This window comes from Rhodococcus sp. BS-15 (genome assembly GCF_000813105.1).
GTDB lineage: Bacteria > Actinomycetota > Actinomycetes > Mycobacteriales > Mycobacteriaceae > Rhodococcoides.
This window is the reverse complement of record NZ_BAOX01000004.1, coordinates 21,974-46,223: the sequence shown is the minus strand read 5'-3', so window position 1 is coordinate 46,223 and position 24,250 is coordinate 21,974. Positions and strand designations below refer to the sequence as shown.

General features: G+C 58.1%; 15 protein-coding genes and 2 pseudogenes. 7 read left to right on the top strand and 10 right to left on the bottom strand.

The features are described 5' to 3' along the window. Positions 1 to 86: 86 nt before the first annotated feature. Positions 87 to 1,628 (bottom strand): MFS transporter, encoded by a 1,542-nt coding sequence (locus tag RHBS_RS01215; protein ID WP_183130107.1) that lies wholly within the window; start codon positions 1,626 to 1,628, stop codon positions 87 to 89. Between the two features lie 28 nt (positions 1,629 to 1,656). Continuing rightward, positions 1,657 to 2,556 carry an NAD(P)-dependent oxidoreductase gene (locus RHBS_RS01210; RefSeq protein WP_121872289.1) on the bottom strand — a complete coding sequence of 300 codons (900 nt, stop codon included), beginning with the start codon at positions 2,554 to 2,556 and terminating at the stop codon, positions 1,657 to 1,659. Positions 2,557 to 2,741: 185 nt separating this feature from the next. Here RHBS_RS01210 and RHBS_RS01205 point away from each other — a divergent pair, with 185 nt between their 5' ends. From RHBS_RS01205 to RHBS_RS32030, 7 genes are all read left to right on the top strand, one after another. Further along, on the top strand, positions 2,742 to 5,966 hold the full coding sequence (locus tag RHBS_RS01205; protein WP_121872290.1) for a BTAD domain-containing putative transcriptional regulator: 3,225 nt from the start codon (positions 2,742 to 2,744) through the stop codon (positions 5,964 to 5,966). Positions 5,967 to 6,189: 223 nt separating this feature from the next. Next, positions 6,190 to 7,746, top strand: coding sequence for an aspartate aminotransferase family protein (locus RHBS_RS01200; protein ID WP_183130108.1), 1,557 nt, complete (start codon positions 6,190 to 6,192; stop codon positions 7,744 to 7,746). 140 nt (positions 7,747 to 7,886) lie between these two features. Continuing rightward, entirely contained in the window at positions 7,887 to 8,978 is a 1,092-nt protein-coding gene (locus tag RHBS_RS01195) for a cytochrome P450 (protein ID WP_237668916.1), read from the top strand. A 16-nt stretch (positions 8,979 to 8,994) separates the two neighbouring features. Next, complete coding sequence (locus RHBS_RS01190; protein WP_121869375.1) at positions 8,995 to 10,149, top strand: acyl-CoA dehydrogenase family protein; 1,155 nt, start codon at positions 8,995 to 8,997, stop codon at positions 10,147 to 10,149. A gap of 27 nt (positions 10,150 to 10,176) precedes the next feature. After that, positions 10,177 to 11,589 carry an NAD(P)/FAD-dependent oxidoreductase gene (locus RHBS_RS01185; RefSeq protein ID WP_121869376.1) on the top strand — a complete coding sequence of 471 codons (1,413 nt, stop codon included), beginning with the start codon at positions 10,177 to 10,179 and terminating at the stop codon, positions 11,587 to 11,589. 41 nt (positions 11,590 to 11,630) lie between these two features. Next, a complete protein-coding gene (locus RHBS_RS01180; RefSeq protein WP_121869377.1) occupies positions 11,631 to 13,142 on the top strand; it encodes a GMC family oxidoreductase in 1,512 nt (503 codons plus the stop codon). Positions 13,143 to 13,356: 214 nt separating this feature from the next. Continuing rightward, positions 13,357 to 14,115: a thioesterase II family protein gene (locus RHBS_RS32030; RefSeq protein WP_374700514.1), complete on the top strand. Its 759-nt coding sequence runs from the start codon at positions 13,357 to 13,359 to the stop codon at positions 14,113 to 14,115. Positions 14,116 to 14,246: 131 nt separating this feature from the next. On the opposite strand, the gene RHBS_RS01170 is transcribed toward RHBS_RS32030, so the two are convergent. From RHBS_RS01170 to RHBS_RS01150, 8 genes and pseudogenes are all read right to left on the bottom strand, one after another. Continuing rightward, the gene (locus tag RHBS_RS01170; protein ID WP_128644640.1) at positions 14,247 to 14,678 is read right to left on the bottom strand and encodes a hypothetical protein; all 432 of its coding nucleotides are present in this window, start codon (positions 14,676 to 14,678) and stop codon (positions 14,247 to 14,249) included. A 44-nt stretch (positions 14,679 to 14,722) separates the two neighbouring features. Beyond that, complete coding sequence (locus RHBS_RS30025; RefSeq protein ID WP_237668915.1) at positions 14,723 to 16,513, bottom strand: thioester reductase domain-containing protein; 1,791 nt, start codon at positions 16,511 to 16,513, stop codon at positions 14,723 to 14,725. A gap of 63 nt (positions 16,514 to 16,576) precedes the next feature. Next, positions 16,577 to 17,599: pseudogene (locus RHBS_RS32025) on the bottom strand (hypothetical protein); the annotation flags it as partial. Then, complete coding sequence (locus tag RHBS_RS30020; RefSeq protein ID WP_374700513.1) at positions 17,506 to 20,148, bottom strand: type I polyketide synthase; 2,643 nt, start codon at positions 20,146 to 20,148, stop codon at positions 17,506 to 17,508. The pseudogene RHBS_RS32025 and the gene RHBS_RS30020, both read right to left, overlap by 94 nt. Further along, on the bottom strand, positions 20,055 to 20,351 hold the full coding sequence (locus tag RHBS_RS29575; protein ID WP_236745323.1) for a beta-ketoacyl synthase N-terminal-like domain-containing protein: 297 nt from the start codon (positions 20,349 to 20,351) through the stop codon (positions 20,055 to 20,057). Before RHBS_RS29575 ends, RHBS_RS30020 begins: the two co-directional genes overlap by 94 nt. 61 nt (positions 20,352 to 20,412) lie before the next feature. Beyond that, positions 20,413 to 21,834 carry a beta-ketoacyl reductase gene (locus RHBS_RS30010; RefSeq protein ID WP_237668914.1) on the bottom strand — a complete coding sequence of 474 codons (1,422 nt, stop codon included), beginning with the start codon at positions 21,832 to 21,834 and terminating at the stop codon, positions 20,413 to 20,415. 306 nt (positions 21,835 to 22,140) lie between these two features. Continuing rightward, positions 22,141 to 23,109, bottom strand: a pseudogene (locus RHBS_RS32020) (acyltransferase domain-containing protein); the annotation flags it as partial. 26 nt (positions 23,110 to 23,135) lie between these two features. Beyond that, positions 23,136 to 24,230 (bottom strand): acyltransferase domain-containing protein, encoded by a 1,095-nt coding sequence (locus RHBS_RS01150; protein WP_187298316.1) that lies wholly within the window; start codon positions 24,228 to 24,230, stop codon positions 23,136 to 23,138. Between the last annotated feature and the right edge of the window lie 20 nt (positions 24,231 to 24,250).

Genomic DNA, 24,250 nt, shown 5'->3' with positions numbered 1-24,250 from the left:
GATTATGACTGTAAGTCGGTAGTGCTTCTGGCTACGAAAGAAAATTGAAAGCGCGTCCCCGTGTGAATAAGGTCAGAAGTTTTAGATCAGTTTGATGGCTCGGGGCTCTTTCTTGCGCTACTGGAGTCCATGGCAGCCTTCAATTCAGGATTGGGGCTACTGCCCGATCGGCGGGAGAGTGCAAGTAGCGCTAGAGAGATTGCCGCGGTAGCGGCTGCGCTTATCCAACCGACTATGCTCAGACCTGACGTGAACGCATATTTCGACGCCTGGAGTAACGCTTCGTTGTCTCCCAATACTGCCAAGGCGTTTGCGAGAGAGGCGGAGGATTCGGCTGGTATACCGCTGGGGAGCTGCGATCTGTAGACAGCCATTCCGACGCTGCCAAGCACAGCGATTCCGAGCGCCAGGCCCAACTCCATTGCAGTCTCGGACATGGCGGCAGCGGAGCCTGCGCGTCGTGGGGGAGCAGCGCTGACCACGAGATTTGTGCCTAGAGCCATGAGCGGTCCGATGCCGGTGTAAACGACGACGAGGCTGATGACGACGAGCGTGAGATCTCCCGGGCCATCTACGAATCCAAGCAGCGCATAACCGGCGGCCGATACGATAAGGGCGCCGGCGACGAGCTGTCCGGCCTCAAATCTTTGGACCAAGCGCTGGGCAATCATCGAGGATGCGATCATTGCAACCGCAGAGGGAAGAAGCCATAGTCCTGACCTCAGCGGAGAGTTGTTCTCGACCATTTGTAAATACTGGGTGACGAACATGTAGGTCACCCCCACCGCTGCAAGCCCGATAAGTAAGGCAAGCAGAGTTCCTAAGAAGGCTGGTCGACTGAAAAGTCTGACATCGAGCAGTGGGTTCGCGAGTGTTAGCTGCCGATGTATAAAAACTGCGCCACATATCAGGCCGCCGATGATAGAGGCCGAACTGACGGTTCCGAATCCCTCAGCGGCAATCAATTTAAAACCGAAAACGATCGGGAGAATGGCCGCTAGGGATAGCAACACGCTGAGGAAGTCTATCTCGCCAGGCTGCGGATCTCGCGAGTCGGGCAATAAGAACGGCGAGGACACCAGTAGCAGTAGCATCACAGGAACCGCAAGTAGAAAGACCGAACCCCACCAGAAGTATTGCAGTAGAAGACCGCCAATTAATGGTCCTAATGCAACCCCTGCGGAGAAGCAGGAAGCCCAGATGGCGATCGCAAATCCTCGTTGCGTGGGATCGTGGAACATGTTGCTAATGAGCGACAGTGTAGAAGGCATCAAAGTAGCTCCAGCGATGCCTAGAAGGGCTCGGGCTGCAATGAGTACAGCTGGTTCGCTGGCGTAGGCAGCCAAGACTGATGCCGCGCCGAATGCGACTGCGCCGGTCATTAGGAGTTTTCGTCGTCCAACTCGGTCACCGACGCTACCCATCGTTATGAGAAAGCCGGCAATCATGAAGCCGTAGATGTCAACAATCCAGAGAGTCTCGGCACCCGAGGGGCGCAAGTCCGCGCCCAATTGCGGTAATGCGAGGTACAGGACGGTCGCGTCGATCGCCAGTACCAGCGTTGGCAACGCTAGTACTGCAAGTCCGAGCCATTCTTTGATCCCTGCTCGGTCAGCTGTGTCGGCCATTCCTACTCCTCTGGTCGGTGGCTGGTTTCTAGATCGACCGATCGGCGGTGGGTTTCCGAAGCACCTCGTAAAGGGCCGTGAAGCCATCACCTGCGTAACCGCGTTCAATGGCTTCGGCCGCACGACGCTTAAGGAGCTCAGGTAGTGCGCTATCCACACCCTGCGCCTGGCTCGCATCAACCAGGTGGTCGATCGCTGCGATTTGCATGCCCAAGGTCGAGTCATCGTCGGTGTACTGTCCTTCGTCGACTTGGCGTGCAATGTTTGCTACCTCTGGTGAGATCACATGCTCAAACCACATCTCTGCGTAGGGCAGGAACGCGGATGCGGTTACATTCTCTGTTCCGATCAGGGCAACCGAGTGCATGAAGCCGGTCCAGGTGGTCCACATCATCCCCAGCAAGGACACGTCGTACAACGACGGCAAGCCAGCGTCTTCGCTCAGGTAGGTGCTCGCACCTGCGATCGAAGAAAGGGTGGCACCGTGAGTGTCGTAGATCGACTTCGGTCCGCCGTAGAAAATGAGTGTGTGTTCTGAGCCGATCATGGACGGTGTTGCCATGATTGCGCCATCGAGGTAGTCGCTGCCTCGTTCCCGGGCCCAGCGGGCAGTCTCTCTCGCCTCGTCCGGTGTGCCGGACGTCAAGTTGACGATCGCACGACCGGGTGATGCTGGTCCCGTCGAACTGAGGATCTCGTGCATGGCGCGGTAGTCGAGCACGCAGATGATGACCAGATCGCTGGCCGCGACGGCCTCGGAAACCGTGGTGGCAAGAACGGCACCTTGTGCGACGAGCTGATCGGCTCGTTGGGGCGAACGGTTCCAAACTGTCGTCGAATGTCCCTTGTCCAAAAATGACTGTGCGATCGCTGAACCCATCGATCCCAAGCCGATAACCGTCACAGGTGCGCGGTGTTCCTGACCCATTGTCTTAATCTCCATCCCGTTGTTTCGCCGGAGGGGTCGTTCTGTCGACCCACCGACATTTCTGCTACCACTGTTAGTCTCGTCGGTAGACCTCTTGGACTCCTCTCAAAACACTCTCGGCACCTTGGCTCAAGTCAGTGGTGCATGCGATTCGCACCTGGGTCGCCAAGAATAAGGTGAGATTTGTGCGATTCGGCGTGCTTGGACCTCTCGTAATTCAAACGCGCGACGATCAAGCTGTGGCGCTGCCGGGGAAGAAGGTCCGGATGTTGCTGGCGGTGATGCTCACGGGAGAAGGCCGTACGGTCTCGTCGGATCGGCTCATCGACACGCTGTGGGGGGAGTCTCCTCCTGGCAACCCGCTCGGTGCACTACACACCAAAATTTGGCAGTTGCGGAAGGTGCTGGACGAGGCCGAACCAACGGCGGGAAGCTTGATCCTGTCTAATTCTCACGGCTACTCCCTAGAGGTCGACGACGGCGATGTCGATTTTCGCAGGTTTGAGGAGCAACTAATCAAGGCTCAGTCGAGCAATAATGTTCGACTCCAGGTGCGGATTCTCGGGGACGCTCTCGCGGAGTGGCGGGGTCCGGCTTTGGCTGACTTCGCCCACACAGACTTTGCGGGTCCGATCATCACACGGCTCGAGGAGAGGCGCCTCACGGCCCTCGAAGACAAGGCAGACGCGATGCTTTCTTTGGGTGAGCATCAGCTCCTGGTGGGTGAGCTCGGCGACTTGCTGGCTCGGCATCCCTTTCGAGAGCGGCTGTGCGCCGCGTACATACGGGCTCTTTACGCGTCTGGAAGACAAAGCGAAGCACTCGCTGCCTTCGACGGATTACGTGGTCGGCTTGATGAGGAGCTAGGCCTTGAGCCGAGCGCGGAACTGATCTCGTTACGTCAGGCGGTCCTGTCACGCGACCCGGATCTCTCGCCACGTCACAGCCCAATTACTACAGCGGCGCGTCAAGTCACGAACTTGCCTGCATCCGTAGGCGCACTGATTGGTCGGGACTCGGCGACTGTGCAAGTAAAGGCCCTCATCGAGGCCAGCCGCTTGGTTACGCTGCATGGCGTCGGTGGAGTAGGTAAGACTCGACTGGCGCTCGAAGTCGGTTCCTCCATCGACGAGGACTATCCGGACGGTGTCTGGCTGGTTGAGTTATCTACATTGAGCAACCAGCCGAAGCTGGGCGGATACTCGATCGTTGCAAATTCGATTGCATCTGTACTGGGCGTACGCGATGGGGTGGCTGCGGGAGAAGGGAGGGTCACGCAGGTCGAGCGTTTGGCCGAGTCGTTACGCACCAAACATACCCTGCTGATTTTCGACAATTGTGAACACGTTGTTGAGCAGGTGGCCTATGTAAGTGACCTCTTGCTGAGGGCTGCGCCTGGTTTACGTATCCTGGCAACGAGTCGAGAACCGCTGGGCGTCCCTGGTGAACGACTATGGACGGTTCCCGCACTCACCATCCCAGCCAACACGCGATCTATCGAAGGTTCCAGCGCAGCCGAATTGTTCGTAGCCCGTACTTCGGAGGTCGCACCAGGATTCGTCCTTGACGAGCACACTCGGACTTCGGTTGCCGAAATCTGCCGACGTCTGGACGGACTCCCGTTCGCGCTTGAGTTAGCGGCCACCCGCGTCCGAACGCTGGGGGTGAATGAGGTGGCCGCACGCCTTGGGCACCGATTTTCATTGTTGACGATGGGGTCACGCGGTGCGCCCGTCCGCCAGCAAACCTTGCGTGCAGCGATCGATTGGTCGTGGGATCTTCTGACAAACCACGAACAGATTGTTCTGGAACGTCTAGCAGTCTTCAGCGGCGGGTGTCTGCTGACCGCCGCGGAAGATGTCTGTTCTGGAGGAGTGATTGAGCGACAGGATGTACCCGATCTCATTTCCCGTCTGGTCGACCGCTCCTTGGTTAGTGTTATAGATGTCGCGGGGGTGCGAAGATTCCGATTGTTGGAGTCTGTCCACGCATACGCTGAAGAGCGCCTCAGCGATTCCGGTGAAGAGCCAGACATACGCATAAAGCACGCTCGTTACTATGCGGACCTCGCCGAAGCTACAGCTCCGAAATTGCGAGGACCGAGCCAGCGTCGTTGGCTTGAGCAAACCAATACTGAGTCGGGAAACTTTAGTTCCGCGCTCGAGACGGCCGCAGCTTCGCGCGATGAAACAGAACTGGCGTTTCGCATTGTCAACGCGCTTGCTTGGCATTGGTTCTTGAGCGGTCGACTAGACGAAGCTAACCGAGGATTCGAAATGGCATTAGCGGTAGCCACCGGCCCCGATGGTTTCGAGGCAAGTTCGAGGGAATGCGAGGCTAGGGCGTGGCAGGTAGGTTTCGCGCTGCGTGCGGGTAAGACAATTCATCCGCTCGACCAATACGGTCAATTGCCAGACCGAATCTGCGATCCAATTCGGAGAGCAACGATCCGATGGTTCCTGGGATTCGTGCGAGTCGGCTATGGCGAACAGAGAAGCGCCGAAGAATGTGTAGAAGATGCTCTAGTTGAGTTCCGAGCCCAAGATTATTCCTGGGGAACGGCTGCAGCGCTCGCCGCCCTGGCCGCCTTCGGGGTCTTGCGCGGCGATCTTGACACGGTTCGTCGACGCGGCGAGGAGAGTCTTCGCCTTTTTGTCGATTTAGGTGATGGATGGGGCCAGTTGCAGGCTACCGACGCATTGGCTGCATTGGCTGAGGTGCACGGGGACTACCAAAGTTCGGCACAACTACACCGCCAGGGCTTGCGCATAGCTGAGACATTGGGGTTGTGGAACGAAGTTTCCAACAAGCTGTCGGGGCTGGGCCGGATCTCCCTGCTCCATGGGGACTACACACAAGCACGTGAGTTACACGAGCGTTCGATGAGATTGGCTGCAGAACAGGGATACACATTTGGCGAGCAGTTCGCCGAGATCGGACTTGGCATGGCGGAACGGCGACAGGGACGCCTCTCGGCTGCCGAGGTCCATCTGCTTCGGTGGTTGGAGTGGTGCCGGCAAGTAGAGGGAGGGCACGGGGTAGCCCTGATCCTGGCAGAGCTTGGCTTCATTGCGGAGATGCGGGGCGACATCGATAGTGCTCTAATCGCGCACAGGGAGGGCTATGACATTGCCCGTTCAACTGGAGATTCTCGCGCGGTGGCCTTGGCAGTCGAAGGTGTTGCGTGCACATACTCCAGGATTGGTGAGCATAAGCGTGCAGCACTGCTGCTTGGACACGCCGAGTCGGTTCGGGAGGCGTCCGGTGCACCTCTGTCGCAGGCCGAACGCAGCGATGTAGAACGGGCCTTAAAGCGGGGCACCACAGCAATGGGCACGATGTTCGACGAGATCGTCATACGAGGTCGTGGTCTCGAGGCCGCTGCGGTCACGTCGCTCGTCGTCGACTGAGCAATAGCAAGGAGAGTGCAGCCACGGAACCCGTGTTCATACGCTAGTGCCAACCAATCCATCAGCGCTGAGTCCGGGGTAACTGCTCGTTCATTGACCAATCACGGAGGTGAGAAGGACTTCTGGTGACCGGCGCGGGTCATGCTCTGGGGTACAAAGATTCTGCACGTCGATCTCATAGGCGTGATGACGACCCAAGATCAACATCAACCGGAGATTGATAATGAGCAACTATCCCGCTGACGCCGAGTACGCCGACTCCTACCTCGTCGAAGTGTTGTCAGAGTTCGGTCTCGCATTGAAATATGTTCGGGCAGAGGGCAATACGCTCTACTACCTTGCTGATGACGGAACGCACGTCGGGGTCTTCGACGCTGCGAGCGGTTTTGGGTCACTAATGTTCGGACACAACAACCCAGTGCTGGTCGAGCACGCGAAATGGCTTCTTGATCAACAAACTCCCATTCATGCCCAATTCTCCGGATACTCTTACGCAACCAACTTGGCTGAAAAGCTAAACGATATAGTTCGACGCGAATTGCGAACGGACGAAAAGTATTTTTGCTTGTTCGGGAACTCAGGCGCTGAGGCGGTCGAGATTACGATCAAACATGCCGAACTGGACCGCGGAATGCGGATAAAAGATCTCAAAACTGGAATCGATAACAACGTCGAGGTTGCACGCCGAGCTGTCATGAACGGTGCTGACATTACTGCAGCTGCCGAAAGGCTCGACGTTGACGCGAACCTGGAAAGTCTGGTTAGTGAGCTCCAGCGCCGAAACTTGGAGACAGAGCTGAGGCCACCGCTATTTCTCGCATTAGAGGGCGGCTTTCATGGAAAGCTCGTCAGCAGCGTCCAGCTCACTTTCAATGAAGAATTTCGTGGCCCGTTCAAAGCGCTAGCTGCACAAGCGAGGTTCGTCCCACGGAGCCAGCCTGAGGTTATCGACAAAATACTCGAGGAGGAACGAGCTTCGCTTCTGGATCTCGTCGTACAGGACGGTGAGTTGGCCGTTGTAGAGCGAGCGTTCCCGGTATTTGCGGCGTTCTTAATTGAACCGATTCTGGGCGAGGCTGGCATTTTTCCAATATCGGAAGAACTGGCGCGCGCAGTACGTCTGGCTTGCGACCGAACTGGAGTGCCACTCGTGTCGGATGAAATTCAATCCGGGATGGGCAGATCTGGCACGTTCTTGGCAGGTACTCATATCGACCTTCGGCCGGATTACATAATCCTCGCCAAAGCCTTGGGTGGTGGTATCGCAAAGCTCGGTGTCGTCCTGGTAAATGAGAACCGGTACCGCAAAGAATTCGAGTTGATGCATACCTCCACCTTTGGCCGAGATGGTTTTTCCAGCAGGATTGCGTTGAAGTTTCTTCAGATGTTGGAAGCAGACGGGGGCAAGGCCTACAAGATGGCTGCGGAACGCGGGCTAGAAGCAAAGTCGATGTTTCTGAAAATAAAAGATGATTACCCAGACGTCGTGAAGGACGTCCGCGGAGAAGGTCTAATTCTAGGATTCGAGCTACGCGATCAAAGTAGCTCAGAATCGGCAGAAATACGCGAATCTGTTCGCTTCGAGGCGCTACCATTTGTCATTGGCGGACACCTTCTACGTAAACATAAAATTCGAATCTTTTCGACGGCTTCCAATCTGGACACTTTACGTTTTGAGCCGTCGATATTTCTTAGTCAGGATGAGATTGCGCAGGTAGACGTTGGATTTCGCGATGTATGCGACATTTTACGCGCGCAGGATGCTAGTAGGTTCGCATGAGTGGGCCCAGACACTGTCCCGTGATCGATACCTCCGGAAGAGACATCCATTGTGAGGCTGAACGTCTACGCGCACTCGGACCCGCGGTACAAGTCGAGCTCCCTGGAGGTGTCATCGCATGGTGGGTTACCGACTACGCTTTGACAAAGAAGCTGCTCACCGATGATCGCGTCTCACGCGACACCTACCAGCATTGGCCAGCGTGGGGTAACGGGGACAGTGAATTAGCGCAGACCTGGTCGCTCGCGATGTGGGTGGCTGATCGAAACATGATTACCGCCTACGGTGCCGAGCACACGCGATTGCGTAAGTTAGTGAGTAAGGCTTTCACTGCTCGACGTACACGAGACATGCGCCCACGTGTGGAAGCAATCGTTGAGGACCTATTGGGTACCCTCGCGGCGGTACCCCACGGTGAAGTCGTCGACATTCGCGAGCGCTTTGCGTATCCACTGCCGGTACAAGTAATTTCCGAGCTACTGGGCATTCCAGACATTCTACGAGATCCATTGCTGCGAACAGTGCATAAAATTATGGACACATCGGCTTCCTCTGCGCAAGTTAAAGTCAATGAGTTAGAGCTATATGAGCATCTCCGTTATCTGATATCGATGAAACGGAAGGAACCGGGTGACGACGTGACAACCGCGTTGATACAAGCCCATGACGATGTGGATGGAGTCCTCAATGAGCGCGAGTTGGTAGATACTGTGCTGCTGATGTTCACGGCAGGTCACGAGACTACTGTAAATCTGCTCGATCAGACCATCACCCTGCTTTTGACGCACGCAACACACCGCAAAGCCGTAACGTCCGGAGCGCAGTCATGGGAAAATGTTATTGAAGAGTCACTCCGTTTGGAAGCGCCATTTCCGAATCTACCGCTTCGATACGCCGTGTCAGGTATTGAGGTCGGAGAAGGAACCTTCATCAATGAAGGTGACCCAATTGTAATTTCATTCGGAGCCGGTGGGCGCGACAGCAAGGTGCACGGGACGACGGCAACGCAGTTTGATCCGACTAGACCGAATCCACGTGATCATCTCGCGTTTGGCCACGGTGTGCATCATTGTCTCGGGGCACCTCTGGCGAGGATGGAGGCAACGGTCGGTCTATCAGCTCTATTCGAGAGGTTCCCGAAGATGCAGCTGGCGGTACCTGTGCCCGCACTGCAACCGTTGGGATCGTTTATTTCCAATGGCCATGCAACATTGCCTGTCCTCCTTACATAGAAAGAGTGGAAATCTCATGAGTGCTGTACTGAATTCCGTCCGCGAACTGGTGCCTGAACTGCGCAAAAACGGTTTCGAGGCCGACGAGTCCCGGTGGATACCTCAACGAAATATCGACATGTTGGATCAGGCTGGAGTTTTTTCTATGTCTGTCCCCAAACGTTTTGGTGGTCTTGATCTGCCGCTGTCCGAACAAATCGACGTACTGACGGAGATTGCACGCGGCTGTGGGTCTACATCCTGGGTTTCAGTTTCGTGGGTGTCAAGTGCTTGGATGACGACGTTGTACTCCGACGCAGCGCAGGAGGAGATTTTCGCCGGCGGGTCGGTGCGCGTGTCGGGGGGATTTACACCTACTGCAAGTGCAAAGCCCGTACCGGGCGGCTATCAACTAAATGGTTCTTGGCGATTCAACACAGGCTGCAGAGGGGCGCACTGGGATCTGGTGGCTGCCATAGTCGAGCGTTCTGATGGTACGGAAGATGAGGTGTTCGCTATGGTTCCCATGGACCAGCTCACCATCGCTGACGATTGGCATGTTTCTGCCGCATCTGGCACCGGGAGTTCGACCACAACCGCGACGGACGTGTTTGTGCCTTCACACCGCGTAGTTACCGCTGAGCAGGCGCTGTTGTACGGGGAACCGACTCGGACGCCAACAGCGCCAGGCCGCGGGTACAGTCTTATCAGCTACGTAGTGGCGGAGTCCGTCGCGGCCTATATTGGTATGGCTAAAGGCGCACTGGAAGTATTCCTCACCCGTCTGCCTGGCAAAAGCCTCGCCTACACCGTATGGACCGAGCAGCGAGAACACCCATTGACGCAACACAAGGTCGCATTGGCTGCAAACAAGATCTCTGCGGCGGAGACACTTTCAGCGTCATACGTCGAACTCCTTCAGTGCCGGGCCGACGAAGGGAAGCACCCAACGTGGGAAGAAAAGGCAGCTGTTCGCGGCCAAGCAGGAATGGCCATTCTTTTGGTAAAGGAGGCAATTGAGCTTCTTCAGACGATCGCCGGTGCATCTGCGCTAAGCAAGCTTTCGGCATTTCAACGCTACCACCGCGACCTGCTTGGTCTGAGTACTCACGGTCTGATGTCTCCGGACATGAGCCTGGAGGTCCACGGGCGTGTACTGGTAGGGCTCGACCCGCAATCTTCCTTTCTGTAGACCGAATCCAGCCCGGGACGCGAAACGATGAATGAACCAATAGTGCGCGAACACAGTATTACCAGACGTAGCCTGCTTAAGGCAGCTGTAGCGGGCGCAGTCACGGGTAGCCTGTTCGCTCCTGGGGTCGCTGCTGCTGCGCCGAACAGTACTCGACCTGCATACGACACAATAGTTGTTGGTGCCGGTTTTGCGGGCGTAACCTCTGCACGTGCTCTCAGACGCATGGGTCTCAAAGTTCTTGTACTCGAAGCGCGGGACCGGATCGGTGGTCGTGCGTGGACATCCAGTTTTGAGGGTGAAGAGATTGAATTGGGGGGCACATGGGTAGATCGTTTGCAGGAAAATGTATGGAGCGAAATTGAATCTAAACGTATTGGCTTTATAGCAGACCCGGCAGCCGAAAATACGATTTTTCCGACCGAAAGCGGGTTCGCCCCAATTGCACCCGCCGAGTCGTTCGGGCGCCAGGGCGAGCTGTTGACTCGCTTTGCTGACCAAGCACTTGAGCTGTTTCCGGACGCGTACAATCCGCTCGCGGCTTCGGGAGTACTTCGCGAATCGGATAATCGGAGCGTCCGGGAGCACCTGGATTCCATGAGATTGTCTGTACTGGACGAACGGTGGCTCAGCGGTGCAACTGGTGGCTTAGGTGGCGGATCGAACCGCGCTGCGTACACGCAGTTCCTGCATTGGTGGGCACTCTGCAACTATAATGCGGAACAGTACTATGGAATTAATACTTTCCGACCAATTGGCGGCATGAGTAGGCTAGCGCGAACTATATTCGAGGAGTCCGGTGCCGAAATCAGACTCTCGTCGCCAGTCAAGTCCATAGTCGACGACGGGCGTCGAGTAATTGTCCGCACCCGGGGCGGAGCATCTCACTCTGCGAGTTCAGTAGTGCTGGCGGTCCCAGTCAATAATTGGCGGCACATTGAGTTCAGTCCTGGGCTTTCGCCGGCAAAGCGTCAAGCCTCTCTCGAAACTGTGGGTGTCACACCCGCGAAGAAGATGTGTCTGCACATGTCGGACACAATCGGCAACACCTACGTTCATACACCCGAGGGCTACCCGATCGATACGCTAGTTCCGCACAAACGGACTAGTCGTGGTTGGCTCATGACTGCGTTCAGCAGCGACCCTCGTCTCGATGTCAACAACGCCGGACAGATCCAACAGGCACTGCAACTGGTAGTACCGAACGCCCGAGTATTTGCAGCTAGAGGACAAGATTGGGGGTCTGACGCTTTCTCGTTGGGCGGATGGTCATTCAGACAACCTGGACAGCTGACAAAGTTGTTTCCAGAAATCCAGCAACCTCAAGGCCGCATATTTTTTGCTACCAGTGATATTGCGTCCGGTTGGAGCGGCTACGTCGAAGGGGCCATGGAATCCGGACTAGTAGCTTCGGGCCAGGTATCTCAACTAGTTTCCTGAACCGCGAATCGACGACCTCAAAGGCTTAGATCGGAAATCTCGTGAATAAGGCGCGAACGTTCGACTATGTGATAGTGGGGGCTGGTTCCTCAGGCTGTGTGCTGGCAGCACGGTTGTCCGAAGACCCAAGGGTCAGTGTTGCGCTCGTGGAAGCCGGCGGTGCCGATAGCCATCCGGACATCACGGTTCCTCTGAGCGCGCTGGAGCTGCTCGGTTCCGAGGTTGATTGGGATTATGTCACAGAGCCTCAATCCGGCTTGGGTGGCCGCGCTGTTTCGTGGCCCAGAGGCCGGGTGATAGGGGGCTCTTCTTCCATCAACTTCCAGATGTGGGTTCCCGGCCACCCAGCGGACTTCGATAGTTGGCCGGAAAATTGGAGCGCCGAGAAAGTGGCACCATATTTTCGCCGTGCCGAACGGTGGTCGGGTCCGGTGCAGGAAGGTCGCGCGTTCGGGACGCGCGGTCCTCTGTGGATCTCTCCTCAACGAGACCCGGACCCGAGCACTCATCTGTTTCTAGAGGCATGCGAGTCGATTGGGATCCATCGCCCAAGTGGCGGTTTGGGGGCGATACACAACGTGGGGTGCGCACTGACGCCAGTGACTCAACATTACGGTGCACGATGGAGTTCAGCTGACGGCTATCTCAAACCTGTCCTCGGTCGTCCAAACCTGACAGTGCTCAGCAGTCAGACGGCGCAGTGCGTGCTCTTCGATGGTTCGACGGCAACCGGGGTTCGTCTCGAGGACTTTGAGGTAGCGGCTAGGCGCGAAGTCGTGCTGTCTGCCGGATCTGTTGGCTCGCCCCATCTGTTGATGCTTTCGGGTATCGGACCTGCAAAACAGCTGCAAGCAGTCGGAATTGAACCGCTGGTGGATCTTCCGGTAGGACTTATGCTGCAGGATCACACGATTCTAGACTTGGCAGTTAACGCCGCGGCAGCGACTCGGTTTCTGGGGGTCTCTCGTGAGCGCTATGAGCAAAAGCGGATGGGTCCTCTGACATCAAATATCGGTGAGGGTGTTGCATTCTTGCGAGCGGACGGCGGTGACGGTCCTCCGGATTTGGAATTGATCTGGTCACCCATAGCGTTTGATAGTGCAGGTTTGACGATTCCCGGCTACACGTTGGGCGTAGTTCTCTTGCGCCCTGAAAGTCGGGGGATCATATCGCTCGCATCCAGCGATCCAAATTCGCGACCGTACATTGATCCGCGATACTTAACTGCGCCGGCTGATGTCAGTGCTTACCTCGCCGGATTGAAAGTTGCAAAGAAGATCTTGGATGCGCTGGGCGACAAGCACGACGGACCGGTCGATCCCTGGCCATCGGACGATTCTGTAATTGATTACATTCGTGATCGTGCGAGCACAGTGTTCCACCCCATCGGTTCGTGCGCGATCGGTTCGGTTGTCGATGACCAGCTCCGGGTCTACGGTACGACTAAAATGCGCGTAGTCGATGCATCAGTGATTCCTTCGGCTCCCCGCGGGCACACACATGCACACGCAGTTATGATCGCGGAACGGGCCGCCGATTTAATCAGGGCGTAAGAAGGCGTTTCTCCTGCGGTGCCCATTGCAATTCGTCAGAGCCGCTTTGTCCGCGCAGCCTGCATTGGAGCTGTGGCGAGGCCAGTAGCTTCGGGCCGCGTTGGTTCGGGCACGTATTGTTGGATATGTGATGAATTAAATTGGTTGCTTACGGAAAAGGTGAGACAAGTTGAAACCTGCTGACACTTCATTGTGGATAAGAAGCTTTCATGCAGTGCCAGACGCGAAGGCGCAATTGATTTGTTTCCCGCATGCGGGAGGATCTGCGACCTACTATCGCGGTCTTTCGGAGTCGATGGCGTCAAGTCCAGTGCAGCTAGTGTCGATTCAGTATCCAGGTCGGCAGGATCGCCACCGTGAGCCCCTGATCGATTCCATATCGGAGTTGGCCGATTGTGTTGCCGATGTGGTTGATTCCTCGAAGACAATGCCGACAGCTTTTTTCGGGCACAGTATGGGTGCCACTCTGGCGTTCGAGGTAGCACGACGGTGGGAGCGACGTAGAGCGCCTGCGAGCGCGTTGTTCGTGTCGGCCAGACGCGCCCCCTCGGTGCTCCCACCAAAGAAGGTGCCACTGGATAGCGACGTGGATATCATGCGAGAGTTGCATAAACTCGGCGGAACCGACCTGCATATATTTGAAGACGCGGATACTCGAAGAATGTTGCTTCCCGTAATACGGAACGACTATCGTGCGTCCGAATTCTATCGGTACCAACCGGGTTTGGATGTCAGCTGCCCTATTTTTGCGCTCTTTGGTGACCGGGATCCGAGAGCCTCTCGCGATGAGATCGAAGCTTGGAGCGAACACACCTCGGAAAGTTTCGAGGCGCGAGCTTTCCCTGGCGGACACTTTTTTTTTGGACTCCCACCATCGCGAAGTCGCGGAAATGGTTATCGGCCGCCTATTCCCTCGGGGTATCCCGAAGTGAAGGCGGACTATTTCCTTGGTACTTTAGTCACCATCCGCTGACGTTTGGGTTTTGAGTCATGTATTCTTCGTAGTATCTCGAACCCTGAGTCCGGATGATTGGACGCGCCTCCCTCGGCGTCGAGGGAGGACCCCTTTGATTTCACGGAGCTAGAAGGAAATTACGGGTCTGGTCAGCTCAAAGGGGCTGATGAGGTATGCCGTACGCTGTTCGAGGTCGTTGAGGGTTCGGGCAGCCATTGTGATTCGATGAAAAATCGGACGTAAGTGTTCACCAAATCTTCTGTAACTGGAGGGCAATGCCCGCCAAGTGCGTCGTCAGTATCGGAGGTGTCGATGGCGGGATAGAATGTCCCGCTATCGGCCAGCATCATGTCGAATGCGTCCAGAAGTGGAAGAATCGCGTTGTTGCGTTGCCCTGTTACTGCTGCCCGCCACAGGTCGTATGGTAGCTCCTGCAAGGCGTAACCGAATGCGGAAAGGCTGTCGATCATCTCGGCGAAATCGACTGAGCTCGGTGAGTCGATATGGAACACTCGCCCTGCGGTAGAGGGCATTCCCGACAGGCGCAGAATCGCGTTGGCTGCAAAGTCCACCGGCACCATGTGTAGAGGAGCGCTCAGGTTCTGGGGGTAACAGCCGGCTTGAATCAGCCCTTGAGAGCCAGCCAGACGTAGTCCCGCTTTTGGCAGGCTCCGGTCACACGATCACCGGAGATCAGGTCTACCCGGTACACCGAAACCGGCAAGCCGCGTTCACGGGCGAGACCGATGATTTCCTCAGCCACCCATTTACTCTGGGTATAGCCACTCGGTAGCTCGTCTCCAGGCCCTGCTGGGTCACCGACCCGCAATGCGACGCCCGGAGTTGCGGGGCCCGCATATACGCCGGTTGTCGATACGTGGTGCAACGGAACGGTGCGGTGCATGGCCGCAAGGCGAAGCAGCTCTATGGTTCCTTCGACGTTGACAGCCTTGAGCGCCTGGTAAGGCTGCAGCCAATTGACCTGAGCTCCGGCGTGGTAGATCGCATCGACCGTCGTCGCAAGTCGATCGAACTCTTCGGCCGGCAGGCCTAGTGACGCCGCGCCTAGGTCGCCCACGACGATCTCGACTCGTGTCATATCTCCTTGTATCCGGTACCACGTCAGATTCTCGCGCAGCTTTCGCCAAGCATCGGCCGTGTCCTCCGCACGTATGAGGCAGAGGACACGGGCGCGTTTGAGCTGCAGTAGTTCCCGCAGCACGAACGCGCCGAGAAAGCCGGTGGCCCCGGTGAGTAACACACATTCGGGGTCGTCGGTTGCAGATATTCTTACGCTGGAGGGTTCGATGTCGTCGGGAAGCGCTATCTCGGCGTCCCAATCAACCCCACTTGCATCGGAATTTCCGTCGGGTGTGAGTTGCCCATCGAGATGGTCGGCCAGAGCGGTCGGCGTGGGATGGTCGAAAAGTGCCGTCAGTGGCAACGTAAGCCCGGATGACATCGCAAGACGGTTGCGGAGCTCAACCGACAGAAGCGAGTCGAATCCAAGGTCTGAGAACGCCGACGTGGAGTGAATCGACTCGCTGTCTGCGTGCCCTAGGACGCCACGAACTGTATCCAGGACCTCGGCCAGGACTGCCGCGGAGCGCTCGTCAGGGGTGAGTGTGCCAATACGGTCGGCCCACGACCCCGAGTTCTCCGGCCCAGTCGCACTGCGCCGAAGGGGTACTCGAATGATCTCCCGAAAAACGGCGGGCAATTGATCTGGGCGCGTACGCATAGCGGTTTCGTCCAGTGGGACAGAGACCAGTACAGGTGCCCCGTCGCCCACAGCAGCATCCAGAGCTGCCACGCCGAGTACAGGGTCGATCGACAGGTAACCGGCACGTTCTATCCGGCGACGATCAGCAGCTCCGAGGTGGCTGGTTACTCCGCTGTCAAGGTTCCATAGGCCCCACGCGATAGAGGTGGCTGGCTTTCCCTCGACTGCCCGCATCGTTGCTATCCCGTCGAGGTAAGCGTTGGCTGCAGCGTAGTTGGATTGTCCTGCACCGCCGATGGTGGCCGCAAGGGACGAGAACAGGACGAATGCACTCACGTCTCCTGCTAGTTCGTGCAGATGACGAGCGCCGTCGGCCTTGGCAGCGAGTACCGCGAAAAGGTCAGTGGGGGTGAGCTTATCGATAAGTCCATCGTCGGTGACTCCCGCTGCATGGATGACGCCGTTGAGCGGGTGTTCAGCCACCAATCGTCCGACGGCATTCCTGTCCGAGATGTCACAGGCCACGACCTCGACTTTCGCCCCGAGGCCTGTCAGCTCATCGACAAGGGCGCGGGCACCGAACGCCGCTATGCCTGAACGGCTGGTCAGTACAAGGCTGCGAACTTCATGATTGATGACCAAGTGGCGTGCAAGGATCCTGCCGAGCGCACCTGTTCCGCCCGTGATCAACACTGTGCCGTGCCAATGCCCTGAAGGACGTGCAATGTCAGACGGTCCCCGCCGGAGCCTGGGTGCCAGGAGCTGTTCGCCTCGGATTGCAACCTGCGACTCACCGGACGAAACCGCTCGAGCGATCAGCTCGTCCGTCGGCGACTCATCAGCGTCGATCAGCACAAATTTTCCTGGGTGCTCGGACTGAGCCGATCGAACCAGACCCCACACACTCGCGCCTGCGAGGTCGGTGATCGGCTCTCCCGATACTGAGAATGCACCTCGCGTGACGATGACCAGCTTTGTGCCACTGTTCAATTCAATCCAGCGCTGGAGCGACTCGAGCGTTGCTTGCGTGCGTTTGTGCAAATCCAGTTCGGGCGCGTGGGATACCACCTCGCCGTGGTGACTGGAGCTGTCGTCAAGTCTCACCAACGAGATCCAGCTCGGACGAAGGAGTGTGTCCGATGGCCGCAGAAGAGCCGACGACATTGCTGCATCCGTGTACGTCGTCAGGCGGACTTCGTCAGCAACGGCGACGGTTCCGCCGGAAGAATCGGAGATGATGAGCGCTGTTGTGTCGACTCCTGTCGCGCTGACACGCGTGCGGACCCGGCTGGCACCGGAAGCCGTTACTTCGACACCGCGCCAATGAGTAGGTGACGATCCTGGTCTTGCCAAGCCGAGTACATCGGCGAGCAGCGTTGGGTGCAAGGCGAACCCATCGGTCGGCTCATCCACCTCAACATCAACCCAGGTCTCAGCGCCCGAGGTAATTGCAGCCCCGACGGCTACGTCAGGCCACAGCCCGATGTCGATCGCAGGGCGACGTGACTGGCCCAGAACTCCGTCGGCATGCAGAGTCCATGAGTTTCGATTTTCGACTCGCGAGTAGATGGCGACGGCTCGTCCGCCATCAGAAGGCTCGTCGATGAGAATCTGGAAGTGCAGCGCACCACGGGGTGGCAGAACAAGGGGGGTCCGCACGGTCAGCTGTTCGATTCGCGGGGTGCCTACTCGGTCTCCTGCGCCGAGCGCCATCTCAACCAGGGCAGTGGCCATAACCGAGTCTCTTTTTGCCCAGGGGTGGCTGTGAGCTGCAATGGTGCCGGTGAAGACGAAATCGTCGCGCCCCGCAACAGCGAGTGTCGTATCGAGTAGAGGATGAGAATCGGCAGCCGGGTCGTTTCGGACTGCGCTATCGACGACCCAATGCCGGTCGCGTTGGAACGGGTAAGTCGGAAGTTCGATCTGCTGAGCGCCGAGGGTGGCGAAGAAGGCGTTCCAAGACACATGCGCCCCCCCCGTCGGTAGGTCGCTGCAAGGCCCTCCAGCAGTTCGACCACTTCGGAATTCCCCTGTTGGAGGCCGATTGCTTCATTTCCGCCCTCTAGAACCAGTGGAGTGAGAACAGAGGAAGGTCCGACTTCTACGAAGGTGTCGATTCCTTCGGCCACGAGAGTATCGATGCAATCCGCGAATCGCACAGCGGCGCGTACGTGTCGAACCCAATGATCTGCATCGAAGCGATTCGATGTGGACAACTTTCCGTCTACGTTGGAGACAACCGGGATCGTGGGTTGACGGTAGACAACTGATTCGGCAATGGCCCGGAAGTCGTCGAGCATTGGTTCGACCAACGAGGAATGAAAGGCGTGGCTGACGTTCAGCGGTTTTGTTCGGACACCCAGTCGCTTGAGTGTCTGAACGAAGGAGTGCAGGGAGTCTTCTGGCCCGGACAGCACTACTGACGTCGGACTGTTGATGGCAGCGATGTCGATTCCGCGGGGTAGGGTATCGAGAGCGGAACTCGCACACGCGACTGCAACCATCGCTCCGCCTGTGGGTAGCGCCCCCAGCAAACGGCCGCGAGCTGCTACCAAGCGCGCTGCATCCGGCAGAGACAACACTCCAGCAACATGTGCAGCGGTAAGCTCTCCCAACGAATGGCCCGCGACGATCTCGGGCTGAACACCCCAAGACGTCAGAAGTCGGTGTAGGGCAACTTCGAACGCGAACAGTGCGGGCTGGGTGAATTCGGTGTGGTGCACCTGGTCGGTGTCGAGAACGTCATCGAGTGCTCGACTCAGGTGTGGGTCGATAGCTGCAATGATCTCGCTGTAGGCTTCCGCGAACACAGGGAAGCGCGTGGAGAGTTCGCGGCCCATACCTAGCTTTTGCGCGCCTTGTCCGCTGAACAAGAATGCGACACGTCCTCCTGAGGCGGCTGTCCCGTCACCGATCTTTTGCAAGCCGGCAGCTAGCTGACTGCGGTCAGCTGCAACGACTGTGCCACGTCTGTCGAACCCCACGCGTCCAGTCGCGAGGGAATTTGCTACGTCGAGAACGGATAGTTCGGGGTGCATTTCTAAATGTGCTGTGAGCGAATCGATCTGAGCTTTGAGTCCACGAGTGCCTCTCCCTGACAATATGACTGGTAGTGGAATGCCATCGGTGTGATGTTCGGCTGGCTCGGTGAGAGGTGCGAGATCGGCTTGCTCGACAATGAGGTGCGCATTGGTGCCACTGACGCCGAACGCTGACACGGCCGCGCGCCTGGGTCTTCCGTTGTCGGGCCAGGAACGGGCTTCGGTCAACAATTCGACCGATCCTGACGACCAATCGACTACGGGGCTCGGAGCATCGACATGGAGTGTTTTGGGTAGCACTCCGTGTCGAATCGCTTGCACGACCTTGATCACGCCGCCAACTCCTGCTGCAGCGACACTGTGTCCGATGTTGGACTTGAACGAACCCAGCCATAATGGTTCGGTACGGTCCTTCCCGTACACGGACAAGAGAGCATTCGCTTCGATCGGGTCGCCGAGTCGAGTCCCGGTGCCGTGTGCTTCGACGGCATCGACATCGACCCAATTCAGTCGTGCGTCCGCGAGGGCGTCCCGGATGACTTTCTCCTGCGCCCGACCGCTCGGTGCTGTGAGTCCGTTGGATGCACCATCGGAGTTCACGGCCGACCCGCGAAGTATTGCCAGTACCGGGTGACCGTTTCTTCGGGCGTCCGAAAGTCGTTCGAGTAGCAATAGGCCGGCACCTTCTGCCCAAGCGGTCCCGTCTGCGGATGCTGCGAACGATTTCGCTCGTCCATCCGAGGCCAACCCGCGCTGCTGGGAAAATTCCACGAATCCGCTGGGTGAGCCGTACACCGTTGCCCCGCCCGCCAGTGCCAGTGACGACTCTCCACTTCGCAGCGACTGGATGGCAAGGTGAAGGGCGACAAGCGATGACGAGCACGCGGTGTCGACTGTGATTGCGGGGCCCTCGAATCCGAAGGTGTACGCGATTCGTCCAGAAGCAACACTCGACAGCTTGCCGGTCATGAGGAAGCCCTCTAGCTCCTGGGGGCCAGCGAGACCGATGTATGACTGCTCGCCGACTCCTGCAAACACGGCGGTGCGACTTCCTCGTAATGCGTTGGGATCGATCCCTGCGCGTTCGAATACTTCCCAGGACACCTCCAGCAGTACCCGTTGTTGGGGATCCATAGCTGCGGCCTCGCGAGGAGAGATGCCGAAGAACCCAGCGTCGAATTCTGTCGCGTGGTTTATGAATCCACCTCTGTTGGTGTAGGACTTGCCGGGAACACCGGCTCGGGATCGTAGAGCCCTTCGACGTCCCAACCACGATCTGTCGGCCACGGTCCGGTACCGTCGACGCCCTCGTTGACTGTTCTCCAAAGATCATCAGGACTCATTATCCCACCGGGGTAGCGGCACGCCATCGAGACGATTGCAACAGGTTCCGGTTCGGCAGATTCCAGCTCTGTGACACGCTTGTTTGCCTTTTGAAGGTCAGCGGTGACCAGCTTCAGGTATTCCATGAGCTTCTGCTCGTCTGCCATTCGATCCACCTTTGTGCGTTGAAGATTCAGTCGTTCCGGTCGGCTAACGCGAACGCTTCGGCTATCCCGAGGTGCGGCCGAGTTGCTTGTCGATCAAGGCGAACAACTCGTCGGAAGTCACGTCGCTGAGCGGGTCGGGCTCTGCGGCACTGGACGCCGATTCGGTGTCGGATGCCTCGTTCCACTGCGTCAGAAGAGCGCGGAGACGAACGGTCACCGCCGACCGATCGATGGGGTCGGTTACTGACGCCAGCGCATTCTCCAAACGGTCGAGTTCGGCAAGTACCAGGTCTGGCTCCTCTGCCTTATGAGTCATCTCATCGGCTAGCGCCTCCGCGAGAGACGCGGGCGTCGGATAGTCGAAGACGAGGGTTGCGGGTAGTGCGATTCCACTCGCCGAAGCCAGACGGTTTCGCAGCTCTACCGCCATCATGGAGTCGAATCCGAGGTCGTTGAAGGCTGTATCGGCTGTAACTACCCCGAGGTTGCGATGGCCGAGAACCGCGGCCACTTCACCACGGACGCGATCGAGTACAGCGCGCTGTGCTTGAGGATCGGTGAGATCGGTGAGATCCAATCGGCCGTGCCCTGATGGAGAGCCTGCCTTTTCTGCCTGCACCGGAATCAACTCGGCAAGAGCAGAAATAGTACTTCCGAGCGCAGCGGCCACCACGACAGCGGGGTCGTCTCCAGGAAACAGCGCCACGGCGACTGACGCATACCCCTGTGCACGCCTCGTGCTTGCTATTGCTTCGGCACACCCCGCTGCGCCGGCAGCCGAGCGGTCTTCTCGACTGGCGAACGGAACGAGGAAGACCAGCATCCCATCCAGGGGGACACTCTCGGCTGTCCGCAGCATTTCGTCGATTGCACAGGTCTTCACAACGGTGAGCGCGGCGCGCTCACCCACCTCCACAACCTCACGTCCGGTCAGAATGGACGCCAGATTCAGATCGAGCGACAGAGCCAGGGGCCCGTCCGGGAGGTCTACCACCGGGCCCGCAGGGTCAATGGCACCGCGACGCGGCACCAACACCGTCCCCCTTCGTACGGCTGCCAGAGGTTCGGCGTACGTGACAATGACCTCCGGAATCACGAGTGCCCCATTGGGTTCGATATCGACAGCGAACACACGACTCGGATTTGCGGCGTGCGCCGCGGCGGCCAGACCCCAGACAGAGGCCTGTGCGGCATCGGCCACCTCACCGTCACTGATGGACACACCGCCCACAGTGGTCAGAACGAGGGGGATATCGGCAACCTTCGGCTCAGCGAGCCACTCGTCCACGACCTGAGCCGCAGAGGCACTGGAATCCGAAAAGATCGCTACTGCAGCGAACGCGGCACCCTCGGCTCTTGCGGTGACCAGAGTCTGCACATCTGGGAAAACCGCAGTTGCGCCGTGTGGTGCCTCGCCTATGACCGCAAACGGAATCGGAGCACCACTCATTGCTACCTCGGCCGGAAGGGGCAACCAATCCACGCTCGAAAACGAAGATCGTCCGACGGTGAATGCACCTAGACCGACTTCCGAGTACACAACGTCACCGACGTGAGCGCGCCCGTCTCGTACCTGCACGTCGTGCCATTCGACCGGTCCTCGCCAGTAGGTGGCACCGATCTCCGAAGGGAATTCGGTGTCGAGCAACTGTGGGTCGAACACACTTCCCGAACGACCCAGCCTCCGAATGTTTTTCGTCTGCGGTGCGTCGTCTCTCGAAACAGCGCGGCCATGCGCGTGGCGGGTCCAAATCGTCTCATCGGTGCCCACCGACCCATGTAGCGTGACCTCCCGGCCTCCGTCGCTGTCCAGAGCTCCAAGACGAACCTGCAAACGGACCTCTCCGTCGACGACTACCGGGGATTCGATAGTCAATGAGTGCAACACGTTGACCCCGACCTGCGCACCCGCGCGCATCGCCACCTCGACCAAGACCGCCGGGGGAGCTACCGGTGCGCCGGCCACCATGTGTTCGGACAGCCAAGGCAAGGACTGAGCGGATATGGAGCCGTACAGCAAAATCTCTCCAGTGTCGGCCAATGGCACCGCAGCAGCGAGGACTGGATGGTCAATGGCAACAAGTCCGACGACCGCGGGTTGGATCGACTCCGGGGACGCATACTCGAGCCAGTACCGATCCCGTTGAAATGGGTACGGTGGCAGGGCTGTTCGCAGTCTCGGACCAAGCAGTGCATCCCAATTCACTGTTACGCCGCGGGAGTGCAGGATGCCCATGGCCGTCACCAGAGTGCGGGCTTCATCCTGGTCTTTGCGCAAGGCAGGCAAGGCCATACTCCCCGCTGGAAGCTGATCCGAAAGAAGCCCCGTAAGCACGGCGGAGGGGCCAATTTCCAAGATAGTGGTGGCACCGATTTGCACCACACTGGTTGCAGCATCGGCAAACCGAACACACTCTCGGACGTGATCCACCCAATGTTCCGGGTCAGTGAGCGCAGAACCACCCTGCAGAGCAGAAACGACTTCGATCGTCGGCTCGGAGTAAGTGAGATTCCGTGCTATCTCCCTGAACTCGGTCAGCATCGGGTCCATCAATGGTGAATGAAACGCATGGCTGGTCACAAGCGGAGTAGTGCGTCTACCGCGGACTGAAAGTTGGTGTGCGACACCCTTCAGCGCATCCGAACTGCCTGACAGCACGACCGAGTGACGTGAGTTGACAGCGGCGATCGACGTAGCCTCGCGGTGCTCGGCCAGCAGTGGCAGTACTTCGTCCTCACCGGCGGCGACAGCAATCATCACACCACCTTCGGGAAGGGCTTGCATCAAGCGGCCTCGGGCGCCACCAAAGTGGCCGCATCGGTGCGCGTCAAGACGCCTGCTACATGTGCGGCGACGATTTCGCCGATCGAATGCCCAACGAGAACATCGGGGACGGTTCCCCATGACTCCAGGAGACGAACAAGTGCGACCTCCACGGCAAAGAGAGCAGGCTGGGCGTACTCGGTGCGATCGAGGTCGGACCCGCCTCCGAAAACGACATCACACAGCGGTCTATCGAGATGGGTGTCGAACGCGGCGCATACTTCGTCGAACTCCGCAGCGTAAGCGGGGTACGTCAGATAGAGGCCATGCCCCATGCCGATCCGCTGGCTACCTTGCCCCGTAAACGCAAATGCCAGCTTGCCCGCCGATCCCGGTGGCAGAAGAACCGAATCCTCTAGGGCTGAGACGACGTCGGTATTCTCCGTCACCGCCACTACGACGGCATGGTCGAATCGAGACCGGTCCGTCAACGCTCTTGCTGCAGAGCGTAGGTCGATCTTCTGGCTGACCAGGTGATCGCGCAGTCGTACCAGTTGATCTCGCACCGCGGTGTCTGTTCGAGCGGACACGATCAAGGGAACCACTGCCGGTATCGCTATCTGAGGTGTGGGTGTGTCGTCTGGTTCTTCGAGGATGATGTGCGCGTTCGTACCGCTGATGCCGAAGGATGACACCCCAGCCCGCCGTCGTCGGCCGACCGTCCAGTCCTTGGCGACGGTCAACAACTCAACTGCTCCTGTCGACCAATCAACGTGCTGAGAGGGAGTTGTAGCGTGCAAGGTACGTGGAAGGATGCCGTGCTGCATCGCCATGATCATCTTGATCACGCCACCAACTCCGGCTGCAGCTTGGGCGTGTCCGATGTTGGACTTCAGTGATCCGATTGCCAAAGGGACATCCCGATCGTTGCCGTAGACGGAAATCAACGCCTCCGCCTCTATCGGATCCCCGAGTTTGGTTCCAGTGCCGTGTGCTTCGACCACATCTACTTCTGACGGAAGGAGCTTTGCGTCGTTGAGGGCCGCTCGTAGAACGCGTTGTTGCGATACTCCGTTCGGGGCCGTCAGTCCGTTGGAAGCACCGTCTTGGTTCACCGCAGATCCGCGCACGACGG

Coding starts and splice junctions, on each gene's coding strand:
- RHBS_RS01215 (WP_183130107.1), bottom strand. CDS start 1,628: ATGGCCGACACAGCTGACCGAGCAGGGATCAAAGAATGGCTCGGACTT.
- RHBS_RS01210 (WP_121872289.1), bottom strand. CDS start 2,556: ATGGGTCAGGAACACCGCGCACCTGTGACGGTTATCGGCTTGGGATCG.
- RHBS_RS01200 (WP_183130108.1), top strand. CDS start 6,190: ATGAGCAACTATCCCGCTGACGCCGAGTACGCCGACTCCTACCTCGTC.
- RHBS_RS01190 (WP_121869375.1), top strand. CDS start 8,995: ATGAGTGCTGTACTGAATTCCGTCCGCGAACTGGTGCCTGAACTGCGC.
- RHBS_RS01185 (WP_121869376.1), top strand. CDS start 10,177: ATGAATGAACCAATAGTGCGCGAACACAGTATTACCAGACGTAGCCTG.
- RHBS_RS01170 (WP_128644640.1), bottom strand. CDS start 14,678: ATGGTGCCGGTGGACTTTGCAGCCAACGCGATTCTGCGCCTGTCGGGA.
- RHBS_RS29575 (WP_236745323.1), bottom strand. CDS start 20,351: ATGGCAGACGAGCAGAAGCTCATGGAATACCTGAAGCTGGTCACCGCT.